The sequence below is a fragment of the Thalassotalea montiporae genome, from assembly GCF_053485855.1.
The window spans coordinates 269,182-287,031 of the sequence record NZ_JBQRUO010000004.1 but is presented as its reverse complement, the minus strand read 5'-3'; the positions used below and the strand labels follow the sequence as shown (position 1 = coordinate 287,031).

Annotated in this window: 13 protein-coding genes and 1 tRNA gene; 11 read left to right on the top strand and 3 right to left on the bottom strand. The window is 43.4% G+C overall.

All coding sequences use genetic code 11. The features are described 5' to 3' along the window. Nucleotides 1-148 precede the first annotated feature (148 nt). From ACSLUR_RS14025 to cobA, 10 genes are all read left to right on the top strand, one after another. Nucleotides 149-754, top strand: coding sequence for an ANTAR domain-containing response regulator (locus ACSLUR_RS14025; protein WP_116000116.1), 606 nt, complete (start codon nucleotides 149-151; stop codon nucleotides 752-754). After that, nucleotides 751-1,911, top strand: coding sequence for a CmpA/NrtA family ABC transporter substrate-binding protein (locus tag ACSLUR_RS14020; protein ID WP_448555532.1), 1,161 nt, complete (start codon nucleotides 751-753; stop codon nucleotides 1,909-1,911). Before ACSLUR_RS14025 ends, ACSLUR_RS14020 begins: the two co-directional genes overlap by 4 nt. Nucleotides 1,912-2,356: 445 nt before the next feature. Further along, nucleotides 2,357-3,718 carry a CmpA/NrtA family ABC transporter substrate-binding protein gene (locus tag ACSLUR_RS14015; protein WP_448555608.1) on the top strand — a complete coding sequence of 454 codons (1,362 nt, stop codon included), beginning with the start codon at nucleotides 2,357-2,359 and terminating at the stop codon, nucleotides 3,716-3,718. 118 nt (nucleotides 3,719-3,836) lie between these two features. Continuing rightward, nucleotides 3,837-4,814 (top strand): ABC transporter permease, encoded by a 978-nt coding sequence (locus tag ACSLUR_RS14010; RefSeq protein WP_220347687.1) that lies wholly within the window; start codon nucleotides 3,837-3,839, stop codon nucleotides 4,812-4,814. A gap of 43 nt (nucleotides 4,815-4,857) precedes the next feature. Further along, a complete protein-coding gene (locus ACSLUR_RS14005; RefSeq protein WP_116000120.1) occupies nucleotides 4,858-5,721 on the top strand; it encodes an ABC transporter ATP-binding protein in 864 nt (287 codons plus the stop codon). A gap of 111 nt (nucleotides 5,722-5,832) precedes the next feature. Continuing rightward, nucleotides 5,833-7,023: an alginate export family protein gene (locus ACSLUR_RS14000; protein ID WP_448555530.1), complete on the top strand. Its 1,191-nt coding sequence runs from the start codon at nucleotides 5,833-5,835 to the stop codon at nucleotides 7,021-7,023. A gap of 42 nt (nucleotides 7,024-7,065) precedes the next feature. Beyond that, a complete protein-coding gene (gene nirB, locus ACSLUR_RS13995; protein WP_448555528.1) occupies nucleotides 7,066-9,681 on the top strand; it encodes a nitrite reductase large subunit NirB in 2,616 nt (871 codons plus the stop codon). 2 nt (nucleotides 9,682-9,683) lie between these two features. After that, nucleotides 9,684-10,067: a nitrite reductase small subunit NirD gene (gene nirD, locus ACSLUR_RS13990; RefSeq protein ID WP_448555526.1), complete on the top strand. Its 384-nt coding sequence runs from the start codon at nucleotides 9,684-9,686 to the stop codon at nucleotides 10,065-10,067. A gap of 14 nt (nucleotides 10,068-10,081) precedes the next feature. Beyond that, nucleotides 10,082-12,874, top strand: a complete 2,793-nt coding sequence (locus tag ACSLUR_RS13985) for a nitrate reductase (protein ID WP_448555524.1) — start codon at nucleotides 10,082-10,084, stop codon at nucleotides 12,872-12,874. A 43-nt stretch (nucleotides 12,875-12,917) separates the two neighbouring features. Further along, nucleotides 12,918-13,877 carry a uroporphyrinogen-III C-methyltransferase gene (cobA, locus tag ACSLUR_RS13980; RefSeq protein WP_448555522.1) on the top strand — a complete coding sequence of 320 codons (960 nt, stop codon included), beginning with the start codon at nucleotides 12,918-12,920 and terminating at the stop codon, nucleotides 13,875-13,877. Nucleotides 13,878-13,943: 66 nt separating this feature from the next. On the opposite strand, the gene ACSLUR_RS13975 is transcribed toward cobA, so the two are convergent. Next, nucleotides 13,944-14,020 (bottom strand) — tRNA-Val (locus ACSLUR_RS13975). Between the two features lie 239 nt (nucleotides 14,021-14,259). On the opposite strand from ACSLUR_RS13975, the gene ACSLUR_RS13970 reads away from it, so the two are divergent. Then, a complete protein-coding gene (locus tag ACSLUR_RS13970) occupies nucleotides 14,260-15,369 on the top strand; it encodes an OmpA family protein (RefSeq protein ID WP_448555520.1) in 1,110 nt (369 codons plus the stop codon). A gap of 104 nt (nucleotides 15,370-15,473) precedes the next feature. Here the strand turns inward: ACSLUR_RS13970 and ACSLUR_RS13965 are convergent, their stop codons facing one another. Both ACSLUR_RS13965 and ACSLUR_RS13960 read right to left on the bottom strand, forming a co-directional pair. After that, complete coding sequence (locus ACSLUR_RS13965; protein WP_448555518.1) at nucleotides 15,474-16,418, bottom strand: DUF3137 domain-containing protein; 945 nt, start codon at nucleotides 16,416-16,418, stop codon at nucleotides 15,474-15,476. A gap of 50 nt (nucleotides 16,419-16,468) precedes the next feature. Continuing rightward, nucleotides 16,469-17,821, bottom strand: coding sequence for an MATE family efflux transporter (locus ACSLUR_RS13960; RefSeq protein WP_448555516.1), 1,353 nt, complete (start codon nucleotides 17,819-17,821; stop codon nucleotides 16,469-16,471). Nucleotides 17,822-17,850: the final 29 nt, after the last annotated feature.

Here is a 17,850-nt window from a genome sequence, read left to right as displayed (position 1 = left end):
CAAAGCTGCATTAAATCGGTTCAACAGTTGCGTAAATAGCCATAATAATAAACTTAAGGTTATGTTATTTAAGGGAATATAAAGCTGGTGTGTATCTTGTATTAGTTGCTGTCTAAGCTTGGAAAAGTGGCGACTCACGCAAACCAGCATGCAAAAACAACAATTAAATGAACTTAACGTGCTACTTATCGAAGACGATAAGAAAAAAGCCGACATTCTGATGAGTGCCTTAGATCACTCACAATACTGTATTAAACACGTCGCATCTTCGGGTATGTCATTGCTCAAGCAAGTTGAACAACTGCAACCTGATGTCATTATTATCGATGTAGAATCCCCAAGTCGCGATATTCTCGACAGCCTCAGCATTATTTCACACGCCAATCCTAAACCTGTTGTCATGTTCTCGGAACAAGAAGATACCGAAACCATTAATCAAACAGTGAAATCTGGGGTTAGTGCCTATATTGCCGGCGATATAAATCCTATTCGGGTGCGCTCCATTTTAGATACCGCCGTCGCGCGTTTTTCAGAATACCAAGCGCTAAAAAGTGAACTGGTCAAAACCAAGCAAAAGCTTTCTAGCCAGCGAGTGGTTGAACAAGCAAAAGTTTGGTTGATGGAAACCAAAAGCCTAACTGAAAAAGAGGCTTATCATCGAATTCGCAAAATGGCGATGGATAACAGTCAGAAGCTAGAAGATGTGGCCAAAAATATTTTATCACTTGCGCAAATGTTGGAGAAATCATCATGAGCAGCACCAATATTCATAACATAGAGAATAACAAGCGCAATATCTCTCTTGGCTTTATGCCATTAACTGACTGTGCGCCACTTGTCATTGCCCATGAGTTGGGCTTTTTTGAGTCGCAAGGGCTAAATGTTACGCTGAAAAAGCAATATTCATGGGCGACCATGCGCGATAAGTTGCATGCAGGCGTGTTAGATGCTGCGCAGTTTCTTGCACCGATGCCGATTGCTAGCACGTTAGGATTAAGTGGCCCTGCGGTGAACGTTATTGCGCCTATGGTGCTGAGCCAAAATGGCAACGGTATTACCATCTCAATGGCGCTTTATGAAGAAATAAAGTTTGTTCATCAACGTCATCATATTGATTTACCCATTAGCGCTGCTTTGTTGAAACCTGTTATTGAGGCTAGAAAGAAAGCAAGCAAGCAAACTGACACGAAATTAAGATTTGCCACCGTTTATCCGCACAGTTGTCATTATTATCAATTACTGACGTGGTTCGAGCAAAATGGTGTTAATAAGGACGATGTTGATATCGTTATTATTCCTCCTGCCTCTATGGTTGAAGCGCTCCAAAGTGACGATATTGACGGCTTTTGTGTGGGTGGTCCTTGGAATGCCAAAGCAGTGCGTGATGGTGTTGGCGTTACAGGGGCAACATCTTGCGATATATGGCCTGACATGCCAGAAAAAGTACTGGCGATGAAACAGAGCTGGCAAGAGCAACACCCAGAAACCACGAAAGCGCTAATCATCGCGTTGCAGCAAGCATGCGATTGGCTGGCTACAGTGGCTAATCGCTTTGAAGCGGCACGTATACTTAGTCGGCACACCTATTTAGATTTACATTTGTCGGTTATCGCGCCGTCGCTTATTGGAAGCTGCCTCGTGCATCATCAACTATCACCACGTCACATTCCGAGCTATAACCGTTTTGCCCTTGATGGCAATGATACGATTAATAAACCGGAACTCTTCCATGGTGAATGGCTGTTGAGTCAGATGGTCAAACATCAACATATTCCTGCTGAAGTTAAGCTAGAAGCACTGATTGATAGTGTATTTCGACAAGATATTTATCAGCAAGCATTTGCAGAGCACGATGCTTTTGCAACACCAACTAAGGTAACGCCATTAAAAAGCACCAAAATGGTACCTTAGTGCGCCAAACTAATGCATTGGCAGGTTAACAGCATTTAACACAAAATCATCACTAGGGTATGCAAAGTCAATAAAAATAAGGGTTTAGAGTAAATGTTCAAAGTTGGCACTAAACCTGAATAGTAATAATTGAAGTTATCAACGTTTGTAGTTGGGTCAAACGAAAACAAAAACCAACCCTGCAACGGCTGTGGGTATAACTCGCCTAGAACCAAGCATTTTAGGCAACAAAAAATTACGCGTTAATAAACAAGTAATAACACAACAATTTATTTAACTAATTACACCGCAAAGGCGTGGTAACCGATTAGTTTGGCATAGTAGCCCGCATGCACGTGGTAATGATCCCCATGATCAAACCTCAGGTGCAGCGGGCTTTTTTTATTTGGAGGAACGGATGTTTAAACACCTATTAAAACAACCTAAACATTTCTGCCGTAAAATAATGGGTCAAGCGCTTGTAGCCGGCCTTTGTCTTTCGAGCAGTGTCGTAAGCGTTAGCGTTAGTGCCGAGGAGTTAGGGTATCCAGAAAAAGAAGAGCTAAAATTCGGTTTCATTAAACTTACAGATATGGCGCCTATCGCCATTGCTTATGAAAAAGGCTATTTCGAAGACGAAGGTTTATACGTCACGATTGAAGCGCAAGCAAACTGGAAAGTTTTACTTGATGGTGTGATTGATGGCCGCCTAGACGGTGCTCATATGCTAGCGGGTCAGCCAATTGCTGCAACCATTGGTTATGGTACAAAGGCTGAAATCATTACACCGTTTTCAATGGACTTAAATGGTAACGGCATCACAGTTTCTAATGAAATTTGGAAACAAATGAAGCCAAACATTCCTAAGCAAGCTGACGGTAAGCCAGTTCACCCGATTAAAGCAGATGCCCTTAAGCCAGTGGTTGAGAAATACTCAGAAGCGGGTAAGCCATTTAATATGGGCATGGTATTCCCAGTGTCTACCCATAACTATGAGTTACGCTACTGGTTGGCGGCAGGTGGTATTCACCCTGGTTACTACGCACCACATAAAGGCGACACATCAGGTCAAATTGACGCTCAAGCATTACTTTCGGTAACGCCGCCACCTCAAATGCCTGCCACGTTAGAAGCTGGCACTATCTACGGTTACTGTGTGGGTGAACCTTGGAACCAGCAAGCAGTATTCAAAGGTATTGGTGTACCTGTTGTTACTGACTACGAGATCTGGAAAGACAACCCAGAAAAAGTATTCGGTATCACCAAAGCGTTTGCTGAAAAATACCCTAATACCACTATTCGTTTAACGCGTGCACTCATTCGCGCTGCGAAATGGTTAGACGAGAACAACAACGCTAACCGTCCAGAAGCGGTAAAAATTCTATCGCAGTCAAACTACGTTGGTGCTGACTACGATGTGATTGCAAACAGCATGACAGGCACTTTTGAATACGAAAAAGGTGACAAACGCGCTGTTCCTGATTTCAACGTATTCTTCCGTTACAACGCAACTTACCCGTTCTATTCAGATGCCATTTGGTACTTAACACAAATGCGTCGTTGGGGCCAAATCAGTGATGATAAGCCGGATAGCTGGTACTTCGATGTAGCGAAAAAAGTATACCGTCCAGACATTTACATGAAGGCAGTGCAATCATTGGTCGATGAAAAAATTATGCCAGCAACTGATTTCGCTTCGCTTGATGGTGAAGACGGCTTCCGCAGCCCGCAAACACACTTCATCGATAACATCGTTTACGACGGTACTAAGCCAAACGAATACATCAATAAATTTAACATTGGCTTAAAAGCTGGCGACAAGATTTAGTCGCCAGTAACAAAACCCAGTACTAGAAAAGTAAATAGAAAGTTATACAGCGTAGCTTTACGGTTAAGTGGCTAGTGTTACGCGCTTGGAGAGAAATATGACCACCTTAATACAAAAAATGACTACATCAGAAGGGCAGCCGAGCTGGGCAACCAATGCGTTGCGCTGGTTGTCAAATCACATCAAAGCTATTGTTTTGCCAATAGTTGGTATTGCGATTTTCCTGATAATTTGGTCGTTTGCTGCCAGTAAAATAGATACGTCGTTAGGTAAGTTCCCAGGCCCAACGGCAGTGGCGACTCAGGTGGTCAATTTATATCAAGAGCACAACACAGAACGCGAAAAAGAAGCAGCGTTTTATCAACGTCAAGAAGAGCGCAATGCCAAACGTGTTGCTAAAGATCCGAACTATGTACCTAAAATCCGTGCATATACCGGTAAAGAAACCTTTATCGACCAAATCGGCACTAGCTTGATTACGGTGATGAGTGGTTTTGCTGTCGCGGCGGCTATCGCGATCCCACTAGGCATTGCAATTGGTCTTAGCAAAAACTTGAATACGGCAATTAACCCCATTATTCAAATTTTTAAGCCGGTATCACCGTTAGCGTGGTTGCCACTAGTGACCATGGTGGTTAGCGCGGTATATGTGTCGCCTGAGCCAATGTTTGCCAAGTCATTTCTAAACTCAATGATCACGGTAACCCTGTGTTGCTTGTGGCCAATGGTGATCAACACCTCTGTGGGCGTATCAGCTATTAACTCTGATTGGAACAATGTTAGCCGAGTATTGCGCTTACCGAGCCTAGTACACGTGCAAAAGATTGTACTACCAGCGTCAATTCCTGCCATTTTCACGGGTATGCGTTTATCACTGGGTATTGCTTGGATGGTGTTAATCGCGGCAGAAATGTTGGCGCAAAACCCTGGTCTTGGCAAATTTGTTTGGGATGAATTCCAAAATGGTAGCTCGCAAAGCTTAAGTCGCATTATGACCGCCGTATTTGTTATTGGCTTTATCGGCTTCTTGCTTGACCGCGGCATGTTACAACTGCAACGCATTGTCTCTTGGGACAAAGCCAGCGCAAATCGTTAATCCTCTTTAGGCCCTGATAATAATACAGATAAGGAATATTTAGATGAGCATTTTACTTGATATCAGCAAAATCGACATGGTATTTCCAACGCCTAAAGGAGACTTTACCGCGCTAAAAGAAGTGGACTTAAAAATTAACAAAGGTGAATTTATTTCGTTAATTGGCCACTCTGGTTGCGGCAAGTCGACGGTACTAAACGTAGTGGCGGGTTTATATCAAGCCACTAAAGGTGGTGTGCTGCTTAACAACAAAGAAGTGACGGAACCAGGCCCAGAACGCGCCGTTGTGTTTCAAAATCACTCTTTGTTGCCTTGGCTAACGGCTTATCAAAACGTTGAACTTGCGGTGAAGCAGGTGTTCAAGAAAAAAATGGCACCGGGTGAGATGAAAGAGTGGATAGAGCACAATTTGAAACTCGTTCATATGGATCACGCGATGCACAAACGCCCAGATGAAATTTCTGGTGGTATGAAGCAACGTGTGGGTATCGCTCGCGCGCTGGCTATGCAACCAGAAGTACTCTTGATGGATGAACCGTTTGGTGCATTGGATGCGCTAACCCGTGCGCATATGCAAGATTCATTGATGGAAATACAAGACGAACTCAACAATACCGTGATCATGATCACCCATGATGTTGATGAGGCTGTGTTGTTATCAGATCGCATTGTCATGATGACCAATGGTCCTGCGGCCACAATTGGTGAAATTCTTGATGTTAACTTACCAAGACCGAGAAACCGCTTGGCACTTGCGCAAGATGTTGAATATAACCGACTTCGCTCCGCTGTATTAACTTTCCTTTATGAAAAACAACGAAAAGTCGAAACCATTGGTCAAAAGGCTGATGACTCGACAACTGTTAAATCGAACAAAGAAAACATGAAAAAACATGACGTGGCGTAACAAAAAAACACTAAATTAGCGCTACGATACGCTGGTTAATATTTAGCCGGTCACTAGACTGAGCTATGTAAAACCCACGTTTTCGTTTGAATCGAACACTAAGGAATTAATATGAAAGCAAATAAACTAACTCTCTCAATTCTAGCTGCAACTACATTTACTGCTGTTTCACCATTGGCCTTCAGTGCCGATGCAGGCACAGCGTCTATCGATTTTCGTTTACGTTATGAAGCTGTCGATCAAGACAACGCCTTGCGCGATGCTGATGCTTTAACGTTACGTACTCGCCTAAGTTATAAAACGGCAACCTTTAACAAGTTCTCCGGCTTTGTTGAATTTGAAGACTCGCGTCAAGTGCTAGGTGTTGACGATTACAACGACACGGCTGGCAATGGCGCAGGTTATTCAGTAATTGCCGATCCTGAAACAACAGAAGTTGATCAGGCATATGTTCAGTACGCTGATCAAGGCTTTACGGCAAAAGTTGGTCGTCAAGTACTTACCTTAGACAATCATCGTTTTGTGGGTCACGTTGGCTGGCGACAAGACAGACAGACCTTCGATGCGGCTTCATTTAATTACAAATCGGATAACTATGAAGCGATTTACGCTTACCTGACTCAACGCAACCGTATTTTTGCCGAAAATCGTGATTTAGACAGTAAAGACCACTTGTTGAATGTGAGCTACAAAACGCCATTCGGTAAGTTAACTGGTTATGGCTACTTGCTAGACGAAGATGAGGGCGTTCAAAGAGAAATAGATACGTACGGTATTCGCTTCGCGGGCAGCCAAAAACACGGCGACAGCAACAAAGTACTGTATGCCTTTGAATTTGCTACACAAGACTCTGAATCTGCGGCTGGTCAATTTGATGCCGAATATTCACTCATTGAAGTGGGTTACGGCTTTAGCGGTATCACTGTGAAAGGTGGTTACGAAGTATTGGGCAGCGATAACGGCTTCTATGGCTTCTCAACACCTCTTGCAACCTTGCACAAATTTAACGGCTGGGCTGATCAATTCTTAGGTACGCCAAGCTTAGGTTTAGCTGATTTATATGTATCAGTTTCAGGTAAGGCGTTGGGCGGTAAATGGTCTGTTGTTTATCACGACTATGAAGCTGACGAAGATGAAGCAGCAGTGGAAGACTTTGGTGACGAAATCAATCTTTCATACGGGAAAAGTTTCAACAAAACCTTTTCAGGTGGAATTAAGTTTGCCGCTTATTCGGCAGGCGACAGTGGCTCAGGCAAAGTCGATACAGACAAGCTTTGGGTCTGGGTTGGTGCGAAATTCTAATAACAAAGCATCAATCAAGAATCTAAGTTAAGAGGAAATAACATGTCTAAACAGCTAAACGTCGTTGTTGTTGGCAACGGTATGGTCGGTCATCACTTTGTTGAGCAACTTGCCAATTTACGTGAGTCTGCAAAGCAAGTGAACATCACAGTGTTGTCAGCTGAAAATCGCTTGGCCTATGACCGCGTTCATTTATCTGAGTATTTTGCGGGTAAAACAGCGCAAGACTTAGCATTAACAGACGAATCAACTTACCATGATTGGCAAATTGATTTTCGTACCAATGCTAAGGTCACGACTATTGACCGCCAGCAGCAGCAAATCACCACTGAAGTGGGTGAAACGTTTAGCTATGACAAGTTAATCCTTGCAACAGGTTCTTATCCTTTTGTGCCACCGATCCCTGGGGGAGATCAATCTCATTGCCTTGTTTACCGCACCATAGATGACCTGGAGTCTATTAAAAGCAGTGCAAGTAGCAGTAAAGTTGGTGTGGTGATCGGTGGCGGTTTATTAGGCTTAGAAGCCGCCAATGCACTTAAAGAGTTAGGGTTGCAAACCCATGTAGTGGAATTTGCACCGCAGTTAATGGCGGTACAAGTTGACACTGGCGGTGGCCGCTTACTCAAATCAAAAATTGAAGAGCTTGGCGTGCAAGTGCATACCTCAAAAGCAACACAAGTTATTGAAAAAGGTGAGTCTTGCCGATACCGCCTAGTGTTTGCTGATGGTGAAACCTTAGAAACTGATCTGGTGTTATTCTCAGCAGGTATTCGCCCATACGACAACTTAGGACGAGAAAACGACCTAGTGCTGGGTGAACGTGGTGGTATTGTGATTAACAGCCAATGCCAAACGTCAGACGAAAATATTTACGCGATCGGCGAATGTGCGTTATATGAAAATATGATTTATGGCTTAGTGGCACCCGGCTACTCGATGGCGAAAGTTGCCGCTAAGCATGTGCTAGATAGCACCAGTGAAACGGTGTTTGAAGGTGCCGACATGAGCACTAAATTAAAATTAATGGGTGTTGATGTTGGCTCAATTGGTGATGCGCATGCCAAAACACAAGGTGCATTAACTTATACCTACGAAAATCAACCAGAAGGCGTTTACAAGAAAATCGTTGTTTCTAGCGATAAAAAGTTACTACTAGGTGCTGTGCTTGTTGGTGATACTAGCGAATACGACAGCCTTTTGCAGTACATGCTAAACGCCATTGAACTGCCAGAAAGCCCAGAAGCGCTGATCTTACCAATGGCCGCAGACAAACCTATGTTGGGTGCTGATGCACTGCCAGATACCGCAACGATTTGTTCATGTTTAAATGTCACTAAAGGCGATATTGTTGCGGCAGTAGACGGCGGTGCCTGTAGCGTAGCCGATGTAAAATCTTGCACTAAAGCTAGCACAGGTTGTGGTGGCTGTGCAGCCTTACTTAAAGATGTGGTAGACAAAGAATTAGAAAGTCGCGGCGTTGAAGTGAAAAAAGATATCTGTGAGCACTTTGCTTATTCTCGCCGCGAATTATTCGATATCGTTAAAGTAGAGAAAATTACCAGTTTCGAGCAGTTAATTGAAAAACACGGCCACGGGTTGGGATGTGAAATTTGTAAGCCAACCGTAGGTTCAATTTTAGCGTCGGTTTGGAACGATTACATCCTTGATAGCAATAAAGTGCCGCTTCAAGATACCAACGATACTTTCCTCGCCAACATGCAAAAAGACGGTACTTATTCAGTCGTACCGCGTATTCCAGGCGGTGAAATTACACCTGACAAACTGATCACTATCGGCGAAGTCGCGAAAAAATATAGCCTTTACACCAAGATTACTGGTGGCCAACGCATAGATTTATTCGGTGCTCGAGTCGACCAATTACCTGATATTTGGCAAGAATTAATTGATGCTGGCTTAGAGACAGGTCACGCCTACGGTAAATCTGTACGTACAGTGAAATCTTGTGTTGGTAGCACTTGGTGTCGATATGGCGTGCAAGACAGTGTGGGCATGGCGATTGATATTGAAAACCGCTACAAAGGCGTGCGTGCTCCACACAAAGTGAAGTTTGCTGTCTCTGGTTGTACGCGCGAATGTGCTGAGGCGCAAAGTAAAGATTTTGGCGTGATAGCAACCGACAAAGGCTGGAACCTTTATGTTTGTGGTAACGGTGGTATGAAGCCTCGTCACGCGGACTTATTCGCCACCGACTTAGACGATGAAACCCTGATTAAATACATTGACCGTATCTTTAGCTTTTACATTCAAACTGGTGATCGCTTGCAGCGCACGTCAGTGTGGATGGAAAATTTAGAAGGCGGTTTAGAGTACCTACAAAAAGTGATTATTGACGATCACTTAGGCATTTGCGACGAACTTGAAAAGCAAATGGCAAGTATTGTTGGCAAATACCAATGTGAGTGGAAAACCACACTTGAAAATCCAGAGTCATTGAAGCGATTTAGACAATTCGTCAATTCAGATAAAACCGACAGCAATATTCAATTTGTGACGGAGCGCGATCAAATTCGCCCGGCAACACTTGCTGAAAAGAAAGCGGGTGAACTGGGCGGCAATATCGAAATTGTCGATTTAACCCACAATGAAAGCCCTAGCGAATCAAGCAAACAAGCTGTTGCTGTAATGGAGGACTAATTATGACACAAGCGTTAAAAGAACAAACGGTAAACAAAGATTGGGTGACCTTGTGTGGTATTCAAGACCTAGTTGCTAACTCCGGTATCTGCGCCTTAGTTGCTAAGCCAAGTGAACAGGGTGAGCAACTGGAGAAACAAATTGCCATTTTTAGTATTCCCGACAGTGACGAAAAAGTGTTTGCGGTTGATAATTTTGACCCGATTGGTAAAGCAAACGTGCTGTATCGCGGCATTGTTGGCAGTAACAACGGCGAACCTATTGTTGCTTCACCACTTTACAAGCAGCAGTTTTCCTTGAAAACCGGCAGCTGTATTCAAGAAGAAGCTGAAATAGGCGCTTATCCAGCGCGTATTCAGGACCAAGCGATCCAAGTTTATATCTAAGAGGATTGCAGCTTATGACGTGCGACCAAACCATTGATAAGGCAGCTCAGCTTTACGCTACTGGCTTGAATGAGCAGGCTCACTGTTCATCTCTAAATGAGCAAGCTCATTATCCACCTAGAGTGACAAACGCTTTGGTGCAAAGTACGTGTGCCTATTGTGGCGTTGGTTGTGGTGTGGATATTACGATAAACGGCGAGCAGGCAACTAACCTTGCGGGCTCGCCTGAGCATCCTGCCAACTTTGGTCGCTTGTGTGTTAAGGGAACGCACCTACTTGATACGGTCGATATTACCAATCGCTTGTTAGCACCTGAAATCGCAGGTAAGCAAGTAAGCTGGGATACAGCAATTAGCAAAGTTGCTGGTGAGTTCGATAAGATAATTAAGCAACATGGCCCCGATGCGGTTGCCTTTTATGTCTCTGGGCAGTTACTGACTGAAGATTACTATGTTGCCAATAAGCTAATGAAAGGTTATATCGGTAGCGCCAATATCGATACTAACTCAAGACTTTGCATGTCATCAGCAGTGTCGGCTTATAAACGAGCGTTTGGCGAAGACGTGGTGCCTTGCGATTACCAAGATTTAGAACACACCGACTTAATCGTATTAATTGGCTCTAATGCCGCGTGGACGCACCCTGTATTGTTTCAACGTATGCAGCGTGCGAAACAAATCAACCCAGCGTGTCAGCTCGTGGTGGTTGACCCAAGGCGCACGGCAACAGCGGAAAGTGCAGATCAGCATTTAGCGATTAATCCTGGTACCGATGCCGCGCTGTATAACGGTTTGTTGAATTTCTTGGCCGAACATGAAGCGTTGGATAAAGCCTACATAGATGGCAATACACAAGGATTTGACGAGGCACTTGCCGAAGCCTCGTATTGGGACATGGCAAAAGTTAGTCAATTTTGTGGTGTCAGCCAAGCCCAGTTGCAAGATTTTTATCAGTTATTCCTGCGCTCAAAGAAAGCAATATCCATGTACTCCATGGGCATCAATCAATCGACTTCCGGTGTTGATAAATGCCATGCCATCATCAACGTGCATTTAGCGACAGGCAAAATTGCATCACTTGGCTCTGGGCCATTTTCTATCACGGGTCAGCCTAATGCCATGGGCGGGCGCGAAGTAGGGGGCTTAGCTAACCAGTTGGCGGCTCATATGGATATTGAAAACCCAGCACATCGTGATTTAGTGCAAACGTTTTGGCAATCACCGCACATCCCAACCGAGCAAGGTGCGAAAGCGGTTGATATGATTGAACAAATGCAATCGGGCAAAATTAAAGCGGTTTGGGTTATGGCAACCAACCCTCTCGTGAGTTTGCCGGATCACAATCAAGTTGCTAAAGCATTTGAACAATGTGAGTTTGTCGTGGTGTCAGATTGCGTCGCTGATAACGATACATTGGCCTTTGCTGATGTTAAATTACCAGCTACACCATGGCTTGAAAAAAATGGCACTGTCACTAACTCTGAGCGCCGAATTTCAAGACAACGCGGTGCGCTAACACCAGCAGGGCAAGCCAAACACGACTGGCATATTATGTCGCTAGTGGCACAAAAAATGGGTTTTAGTGGCTTTGATTATCAGCACCCTTATCAAGTATTTACCGAATTTGCTGCCTTATCTGGCTATCAAAACGCAGGGGAAACCAAGCGCGTTTTTGATATGTCAGGCTTGGCGCAACTAACACTCGCCGAATTTGACCAATTACAACCTGTGCAATGGCCAATAACAGGGCCAATAAAAGCGGGCGCTCAAAAAAGCGCACGCGTATTTGCAGACGGTCAATTTGCTACTATTAACGGCAAAGCTAAGTTTTTCGCCGTAACCCCACAATTACCTCAGCAGAAAGTCAGTAAAGCATATTCATTAGTACTTAACAGCGGTCGTTATCGCGATCAATGGCATACGATGACACGCACAGGCGTTGCATCTGCGTTAACTCAACATTTAGCGAAACCTTATATTGCCGTTAACCCGCAAGACGCGATTAAACTAGGTTTAAAAGAACACCAGATTGCCCATGTTCAATCGCAAACCGGTGAGTTATTTGTACCCGTGCAAATCACTGATGCCGTTAATTTGGGTGAGTGCTTTATGCCTATTCACTGGAACGGCCAATTTTCATCAAATGCAACGGTGTCAACGCTTTACAATGCAGTGGTAGATCCTATTTCTGGTCAACCCGAGTTAAAACATACTGGTATTGCGATAGAAAAGGCTAACTTTGCTCAGTATCTTGATTGCTACTTTGCAGAGGATATTAACACTGATACGCCTTATTGGTTAAAAGCTAAGCAAGAGCATTGTTGGCACTACCAACTTGCCACCAGTAAAGAACAACCCATGACCATTGCTAAACTGCAACAACTTTTTCCGTGCCAAGGGGAGTGGTTAAGTTTTAACGATGAAGACAATCAACTTTCTCATGTGATTTGCTTGCAAAATGGTGCAGTGAAATGTGTCGCTTACTTTGCCAATCAGGCTTTTAGTGAAGCGAAAAAATGGGTGGATAGATTGTTTGGGCAAGACAGTTTGTCGTTTACTGAGGTGCAAGCCTTACTCTCAAAAACAGCGCCAGCGAGCGCAGATGAAAGTCGAAAAGTGTGCAGTTGTTTCAATGTGTCTGAAGCGAGTATTCGAGAAGCGGTAATGTCTGGCACAGACAGTGTTACTGCGCTAGGTAAGTCACTAAAGTGTGGCAGTAACTGCGGTTCGTGTAAGCCAGAATTACAAGCCATTATTAATGATTGCCAATCGAACCTAATCGACATTAAAGAAGTCGCCAGCGCTTAGTTGGTGTCTATTTAAAGAATTTTAAGATGCTTAAGGAATTAGTATGCAGTTAAGCTTATTTAAAACCCCGTTATTTTGGTTTAAGCATCAACAAAAGCGCCGTTGGGCTGCCAAAAGTGTTCAGAATACCAATGCGAGTAATGTCAGTAAATTAACCTGGCTAACGCGCAAGCTACATCAACACAAGAACAGCTCGTTAGTACTATCCTCCGACAAAAATTCTGGGCAAGTGGTATTTGTTGGTGCAGGGGCTGGCGACCCAGAGCTATTGACGATAAAAGCTGTAAAAGCACTGCAGCAAGCAGATATCGTATTAGTTGATTGGCTGGTGAACCCTGAAATTAATGCCCTTATTCCAGATCATATCGAACGGGTATTTGTTGGCAAAAAATGTGGTCAGCATTCGGTCACACAAGCAGAAATTTGTCAGTTATTGGTAGATTACGCGGCTCAAGGTAAACGAGTTGTGCGATTAAAAGGTGGAGACCCGTCGATATTTGCTCGACTTGCCGAAGAAACGGATGTGCTTTCGAAAGCGAATGTTCCATTTCAAGTCATCCCCGGTATTACTGCGGCGACAGGCTGCGCCGCTTATTCCGGTATTCCGTTAACTCATAGAGACTGCGCGCAATCGGTGAAATTTATTACTGCTCATGGCAAGCAAGAAGACCATGAATGTGATTGGCACCTGCTTGCAGCAGAGCAAAGCACACTGGTTTTTTATATGGGCTTGAATCGTGTTCAGTTAATTTGTCAGCGATTAATAAGTCATGGCATGGCAACAACTATGCCGATTGCGGTGATTGATCAGGGCACGAGTCATACCCAGAAAGTGGTTTGCAAGTCTTTGGCATCGATGGATGCGGCAAGTGATTTAGCTAACTTTCAAGGCCCAGCGTTAATTATCGTAGGTAAGGTGGTTGAAAAGCGCGTAGACGTTAATTTATCGCTGGTTGATGGTGAAGGGCCCACCATTTCCGCAAGTGCTTTCGAAGCCGCTTAGCGATCAAAAACTCGTAATAATCTCGCAAAACGAAAAAAGCCGCACAATGTGCGGCTTTTTAGAATGTGGTGGGTGCGACTGGAGTTGAACCAGCGACCTCTTGCATGTCAAGCAAGCGCTCTAACCAACTGAGCTACGCTCCCAAATCAATGTTGCCTTAGCAACGGAGCGCTATGTTAGCGATGCTATTTTACAGTTGCAAGTGTTTTTCGCGATATTTTCTCAAATTTGGTTTGTTCGATTAATTTAACAACAAATTACTAAATTTATTGATTAAATTAGCATCGTTATTAACAATATAATTAAATAACTTGGTAGTTTAAAAACCTTCACGCATTGATAAGCCCCAAACGCAGGGCATGGAATAATTAAGGGAATCTAGATGAAAAATAATAAAATTATTGCGCTATTGGCAGCAGGAGCCTGTTCTTCTGCATTTTCAATGGGAGTTATGGCAAACGAGCAGCCAGATGCCTCAGTTTTGGTTAAGCAAGCTTATGGCGGTATTCATTACAGCTATTTTGATGCAGATAATGAACGATTGACCGTAGCGGGTGATCGTGCGTCAGGGTTAGAGGAGGGCGATGGTGCGGGTTTGTCGCTTGGCTATCGTTTTTCTGAATACAACGAATTGCGTATTCAGTATACCGACTTGTCAGTTGATGCACTGCGCAATGTTTATGGCGACCAAGATGGTCGTTCAGTAGCAATTGATGTTTTGCACTTTCCAAGCAAAAAGAACCTTTACCTTATTGGTGGTTTTAAAGAAATTGATTTAGAAGAAAAAGAAGTATCAGCCAACATTGGTATGGGCTACCGTCATTACTTTACCAATCGCTTTGCTGGTTTTGTTGAAGGTAAAGGGCATTATCAATTTGAAGAGTACCATACTGACTTTAACGCCACTTTGGGTTTAATTTACTTCTTTGGTGAGAACAAGGCACGTAAAGCCTCACCTGTAACGCCAAAACCAACAGCAGTGAAGCCCGTTACGGCTAAACCAGCAACAACGCCTACCGTTAAAGATGCTGATAAAGACGGTGTTATTGATAGTTTAGACCAGTGTCCAGGCACACCAACAAATCATATGGTCGATATTAAAGGCTGTACCTTGTTTAGCGAGAAAATGCGTTCTATTGAAGTGCAAGTCAACTTTGATAATAACAGTGATGTCATTAAGCCTGAGTTTTATGGTGAAGTTGAAAAGCTCGCTAACTTCTTAAAACAATACAGCGGTGTTAATCTAACCATTGAAGGTCATTCGTCTAGCGTTGGTGCGGCAGGCTACAATAAAACCTTATCAATGAAACGTGCCCAAGCTGTGGTTGATATGTTGGTAAACGAATATCGTATTGATGGCGGACGATTAAACGCTGTTGGCTATGGCGAAGAGCGTTTAATTAACGAGGCAAATACTGCTGCTGCTCATGCAGAAAATCGCCGTATTATGGCAACAGCAGAAACTAGTGAAAAAGTTGCAGTTGAGAAATAGCTGGGCATATCAATCCTGCTGCTAAAGAAAGAAAAAAGTGCAAAGTGGATTAATTTATACAATTAATTACTTTGCGCTTTTTCATGTCTATATCTAAATGAGCATTAGTGTCGAGTATTTGAATTAAGTCCTAATTCACGTAATAAACCCGTAAAAAACACTAAATCTTGAAACAGTCCCTTGATGACGTCAAATTCAGTTACAGCCAGTGCTAGTTGAGGTTCGAATAAATCCCTGCCTTCGGGGATTGCAATGTAAACATTTTGGCCAACAAAAGATAGCGATATCGCGATTCCCTGTTTTTGCTTTCTATAGTCAACTAATTTATTCATCAACTCAGGCGTTAGCATTTGTAATATGTTATCTGGCGCTGAGCTGACAACGGAGAAATATTGGCTAAATTCACTTTCCGGTAATGCTACGTTTTCACCAATACGTGGACTTTGAAAATGGCCAAATAGCTTTTCTTTTAACCTTTGCTTGGCATTTTCTTTCGCTAAAATATAACTAGAGTGAGAAAATGGCGTGGAACGTTGAGCTTTGAGAAATAGACCGATAAAAATCGGGTTTTTTAGTGAGCCGCCTTCAGGCCGCTGAATAATCTGTTCTACAAAAAGTTCAGACATTTCAACCTTAAAGCCTTCGAGCTCGCCACAAATAAGATCTTCACCACCGTAACTATCAATTTTTTTGGGGTACAAACCGCTTTGTTCGAACTCGGTTTGAGTGATGAATTTGTCTTTATGCCAAATTAGCGACTCGTCAATTTCACTCAACAGAGTCACCATTATTTGTTTTTTGTAACTACTTCGGAACTTGTCCAAACTGAATTTAAAGGTGACAAGGCAATACGCCATAGTGGCAAATAACGCAATTAGCAAAGGCGTTGAGTCAATGTCTGACAATACTGCGATAAAAAAGGCACCTACGGAAATGGTAAGCGCTTTTTTCTTCTTTAATGTCGCTAAACGTGTGATTTCTAGCGGCGCTAACTTGGGTTTTAGCTTTTGTTCAAACAGCAAACTTAACTGTGCACTGTCTAGGTCCATGTCTCGTCCACCTCCAAAAAATGAGCTAGCTTTGAAAGTATGCTCTAATTTTACGCTAGCCGTGCTTGCACGACCTTTAACCGAATAGCTAATAGCACTGCGGCGGTGGTTAAGCCTGAGATAAAGCCAATCCAAAAGCCTGATGGGCCTATCGGCTCAATTATCCAATTAGTTAAACCGAGTATTAAGCCAATAGATAAGCCGACAATCCAATATGAGAAAAATGTGATGATCAATATTGAGGTAGTGTCTTTATACCCCCTTAATGCACCCGCTGAAATCACTTGAATAGCGTCTGAAAACTGAAATAGAGCTGCCAAGAACATTAAGCTTGCTGCTAGCTCAATTACAGGTAGTTCAGTGGTATATATACCCGCAATTTCGGATTTAAACAGTAACGTGCCAGAGGCTGTAACGACGGCAATAACTAAGCCTAATAGTGCTGAATACCAACAAATATCTTTTGCATCCTGATATTGTTTATTACCAACGGCAAAGCCGACTTTTATCGTCACTGCCATGGCAAGGCTTAGCGGGATCATAAATACCAGCCCAGAGAAGTTAATGGCGATTTGGTGGCTCGCCACAACTTCAGCGCCAAATGGTGCCAAAATTATAGCCACCACAGCAAATAGGCTAACTTCAAACAGCAGTGATAATGCGATAGGCACACCCAGTGCCAAAACCGTTTTTATCTCTGACCAATTTGGCCAGTAAAAACGATCAAACAAATGCGCTTGTTTAAGGTGTTTAGAAAAGTAAGTGTAGGCCAACATAGATAAAAACATTGCCCAATAAACCAAAGCCGTAGCTAGGCCGCATCCAGCGCCGCCCAGTGCAGGCATGCCGAATTTACCGTAAATAAATATGTAGTTAGCGGGGATGTTAACGAGCAAACCAATGATACTAATGATCATGGTTGGCCGCGTATGTGATAAGCCCTCTGAATAGTTCCTTAACACAAAATACAAGCAAAACGCGGGGCCACCCCAAACGATATAGTCTAGGTAGTCAAACATTAACTTCTTGAGTTCTGGTTCAAGGGTCACTTCTTGATAAATTGCTGGCGCGACGGTGGCGTTTAACAAGATAAGTGAGCCACCTAAAAACAAGCCAATCCACGCAGTTTGATAGGTTGCACTTGCGACTTTATCAAATGCCTTGGCGCCTGAGTATTGTGACACTATTGCCGCTAACGCCATCATGATACCGGAAATCGTTAGAATGGCTGGTAGCCAAACACTGCTAGCAACTGCTACCGCAGCCATGTCAGTTGCGCTTACACGACCAGCCATTACCGTATCGGCAAAGCCCATTAAGTTTTGGATCAGTTGGGCAATAAGAATAGGGTAAGCAAGTTTAAGTAAACTTTTTGATTGATAAATAAAATCTGATAAGCGCATGAAAACCTGAATGCTTTGCTGTTAAAATA

What these genes read in the sequence shown, in the direction of transcription:
- ACSLUR_RS13960 (WP_448555516.1), bottom strand. Translation starts at nt 17,821, where the DNA reads ATGCGCTTATCAGATTTTATTTATCAATCAAAAAGTTTACTTAAACTT.
- nirD (WP_448555526.1), top strand. Translation starts at nt 9,684, where the DNA reads ATGACACAAGCGTTAAAAGAACAAACGGTAAACAAAGATTGGGTGACC.
- ACSLUR_RS14005 (WP_116000120.1), top strand. Translation starts at nt 4,858, where the DNA reads ATGAGCATTTTACTTGATATCAGCAAAATCGACATGGTATTTCCAACG.
- ACSLUR_RS14015 (WP_448555608.1), top strand. Translation starts at nt 2,357, where the DNA reads ATGGGTCAAGCGCTTGTAGCCGGCCTTTGTCTTTCGAGCAGTGTCGTA.
- ACSLUR_RS14000 (WP_448555530.1), top strand. Translation starts at nt 5,833, where the DNA reads ATGAAAGCAAATAAACTAACTCTCTCAATTCTAGCTGCAACTACATTT.
- ACSLUR_RS13985 (WP_448555524.1), top strand. Translation starts at nt 10,082, where the DNA reads ATGACGTGCGACCAAACCATTGATAAGGCAGCTCAGCTTTACGCTACT.
- cobA (WP_448555522.1), top strand. Translation starts at nt 12,918, where the DNA reads ATGCAGTTAAGCTTATTTAAAACCCCGTTATTTTGGTTTAAGCATCAA.
- ACSLUR_RS14020 (WP_448555532.1), top strand. Translation starts at nt 751, where the DNA reads ATGAGCAGCACCAATATTCATAACATAGAGAATAACAAGCGCAATATC.
- nirB (WP_448555528.1), top strand. Translation starts at nt 7,066, where the DNA reads ATGTCTAAACAGCTAAACGTCGTTGTTGTTGGCAACGGTATGGTCGGT.
- ACSLUR_RS14025 (WP_116000116.1), top strand. Translation starts at nt 149, where the DNA reads ATGCAAAAACAACAATTAAATGAACTTAACGTGCTACTTATCGAAGAC.
- ACSLUR_RS14010 (WP_220347687.1), top strand. Translation starts at nt 3,837, where the DNA reads ATGACTACATCAGAAGGGCAGCCGAGCTGGGCAACCAATGCGTTGCGC.
- ACSLUR_RS13970 (WP_448555520.1), top strand. Translation starts at nt 14,260, where the DNA reads ATGAAAAATAATAAAATTATTGCGCTATTGGCAGCAGGAGCCTGTTCT.
- ACSLUR_RS13965 (WP_448555518.1), bottom strand. Translation starts at nt 16,418, where the DNA reads ATGGACCTAGACAGTGCACAGTTAAGTTTGCTGTTTGAACAAAAGCTA.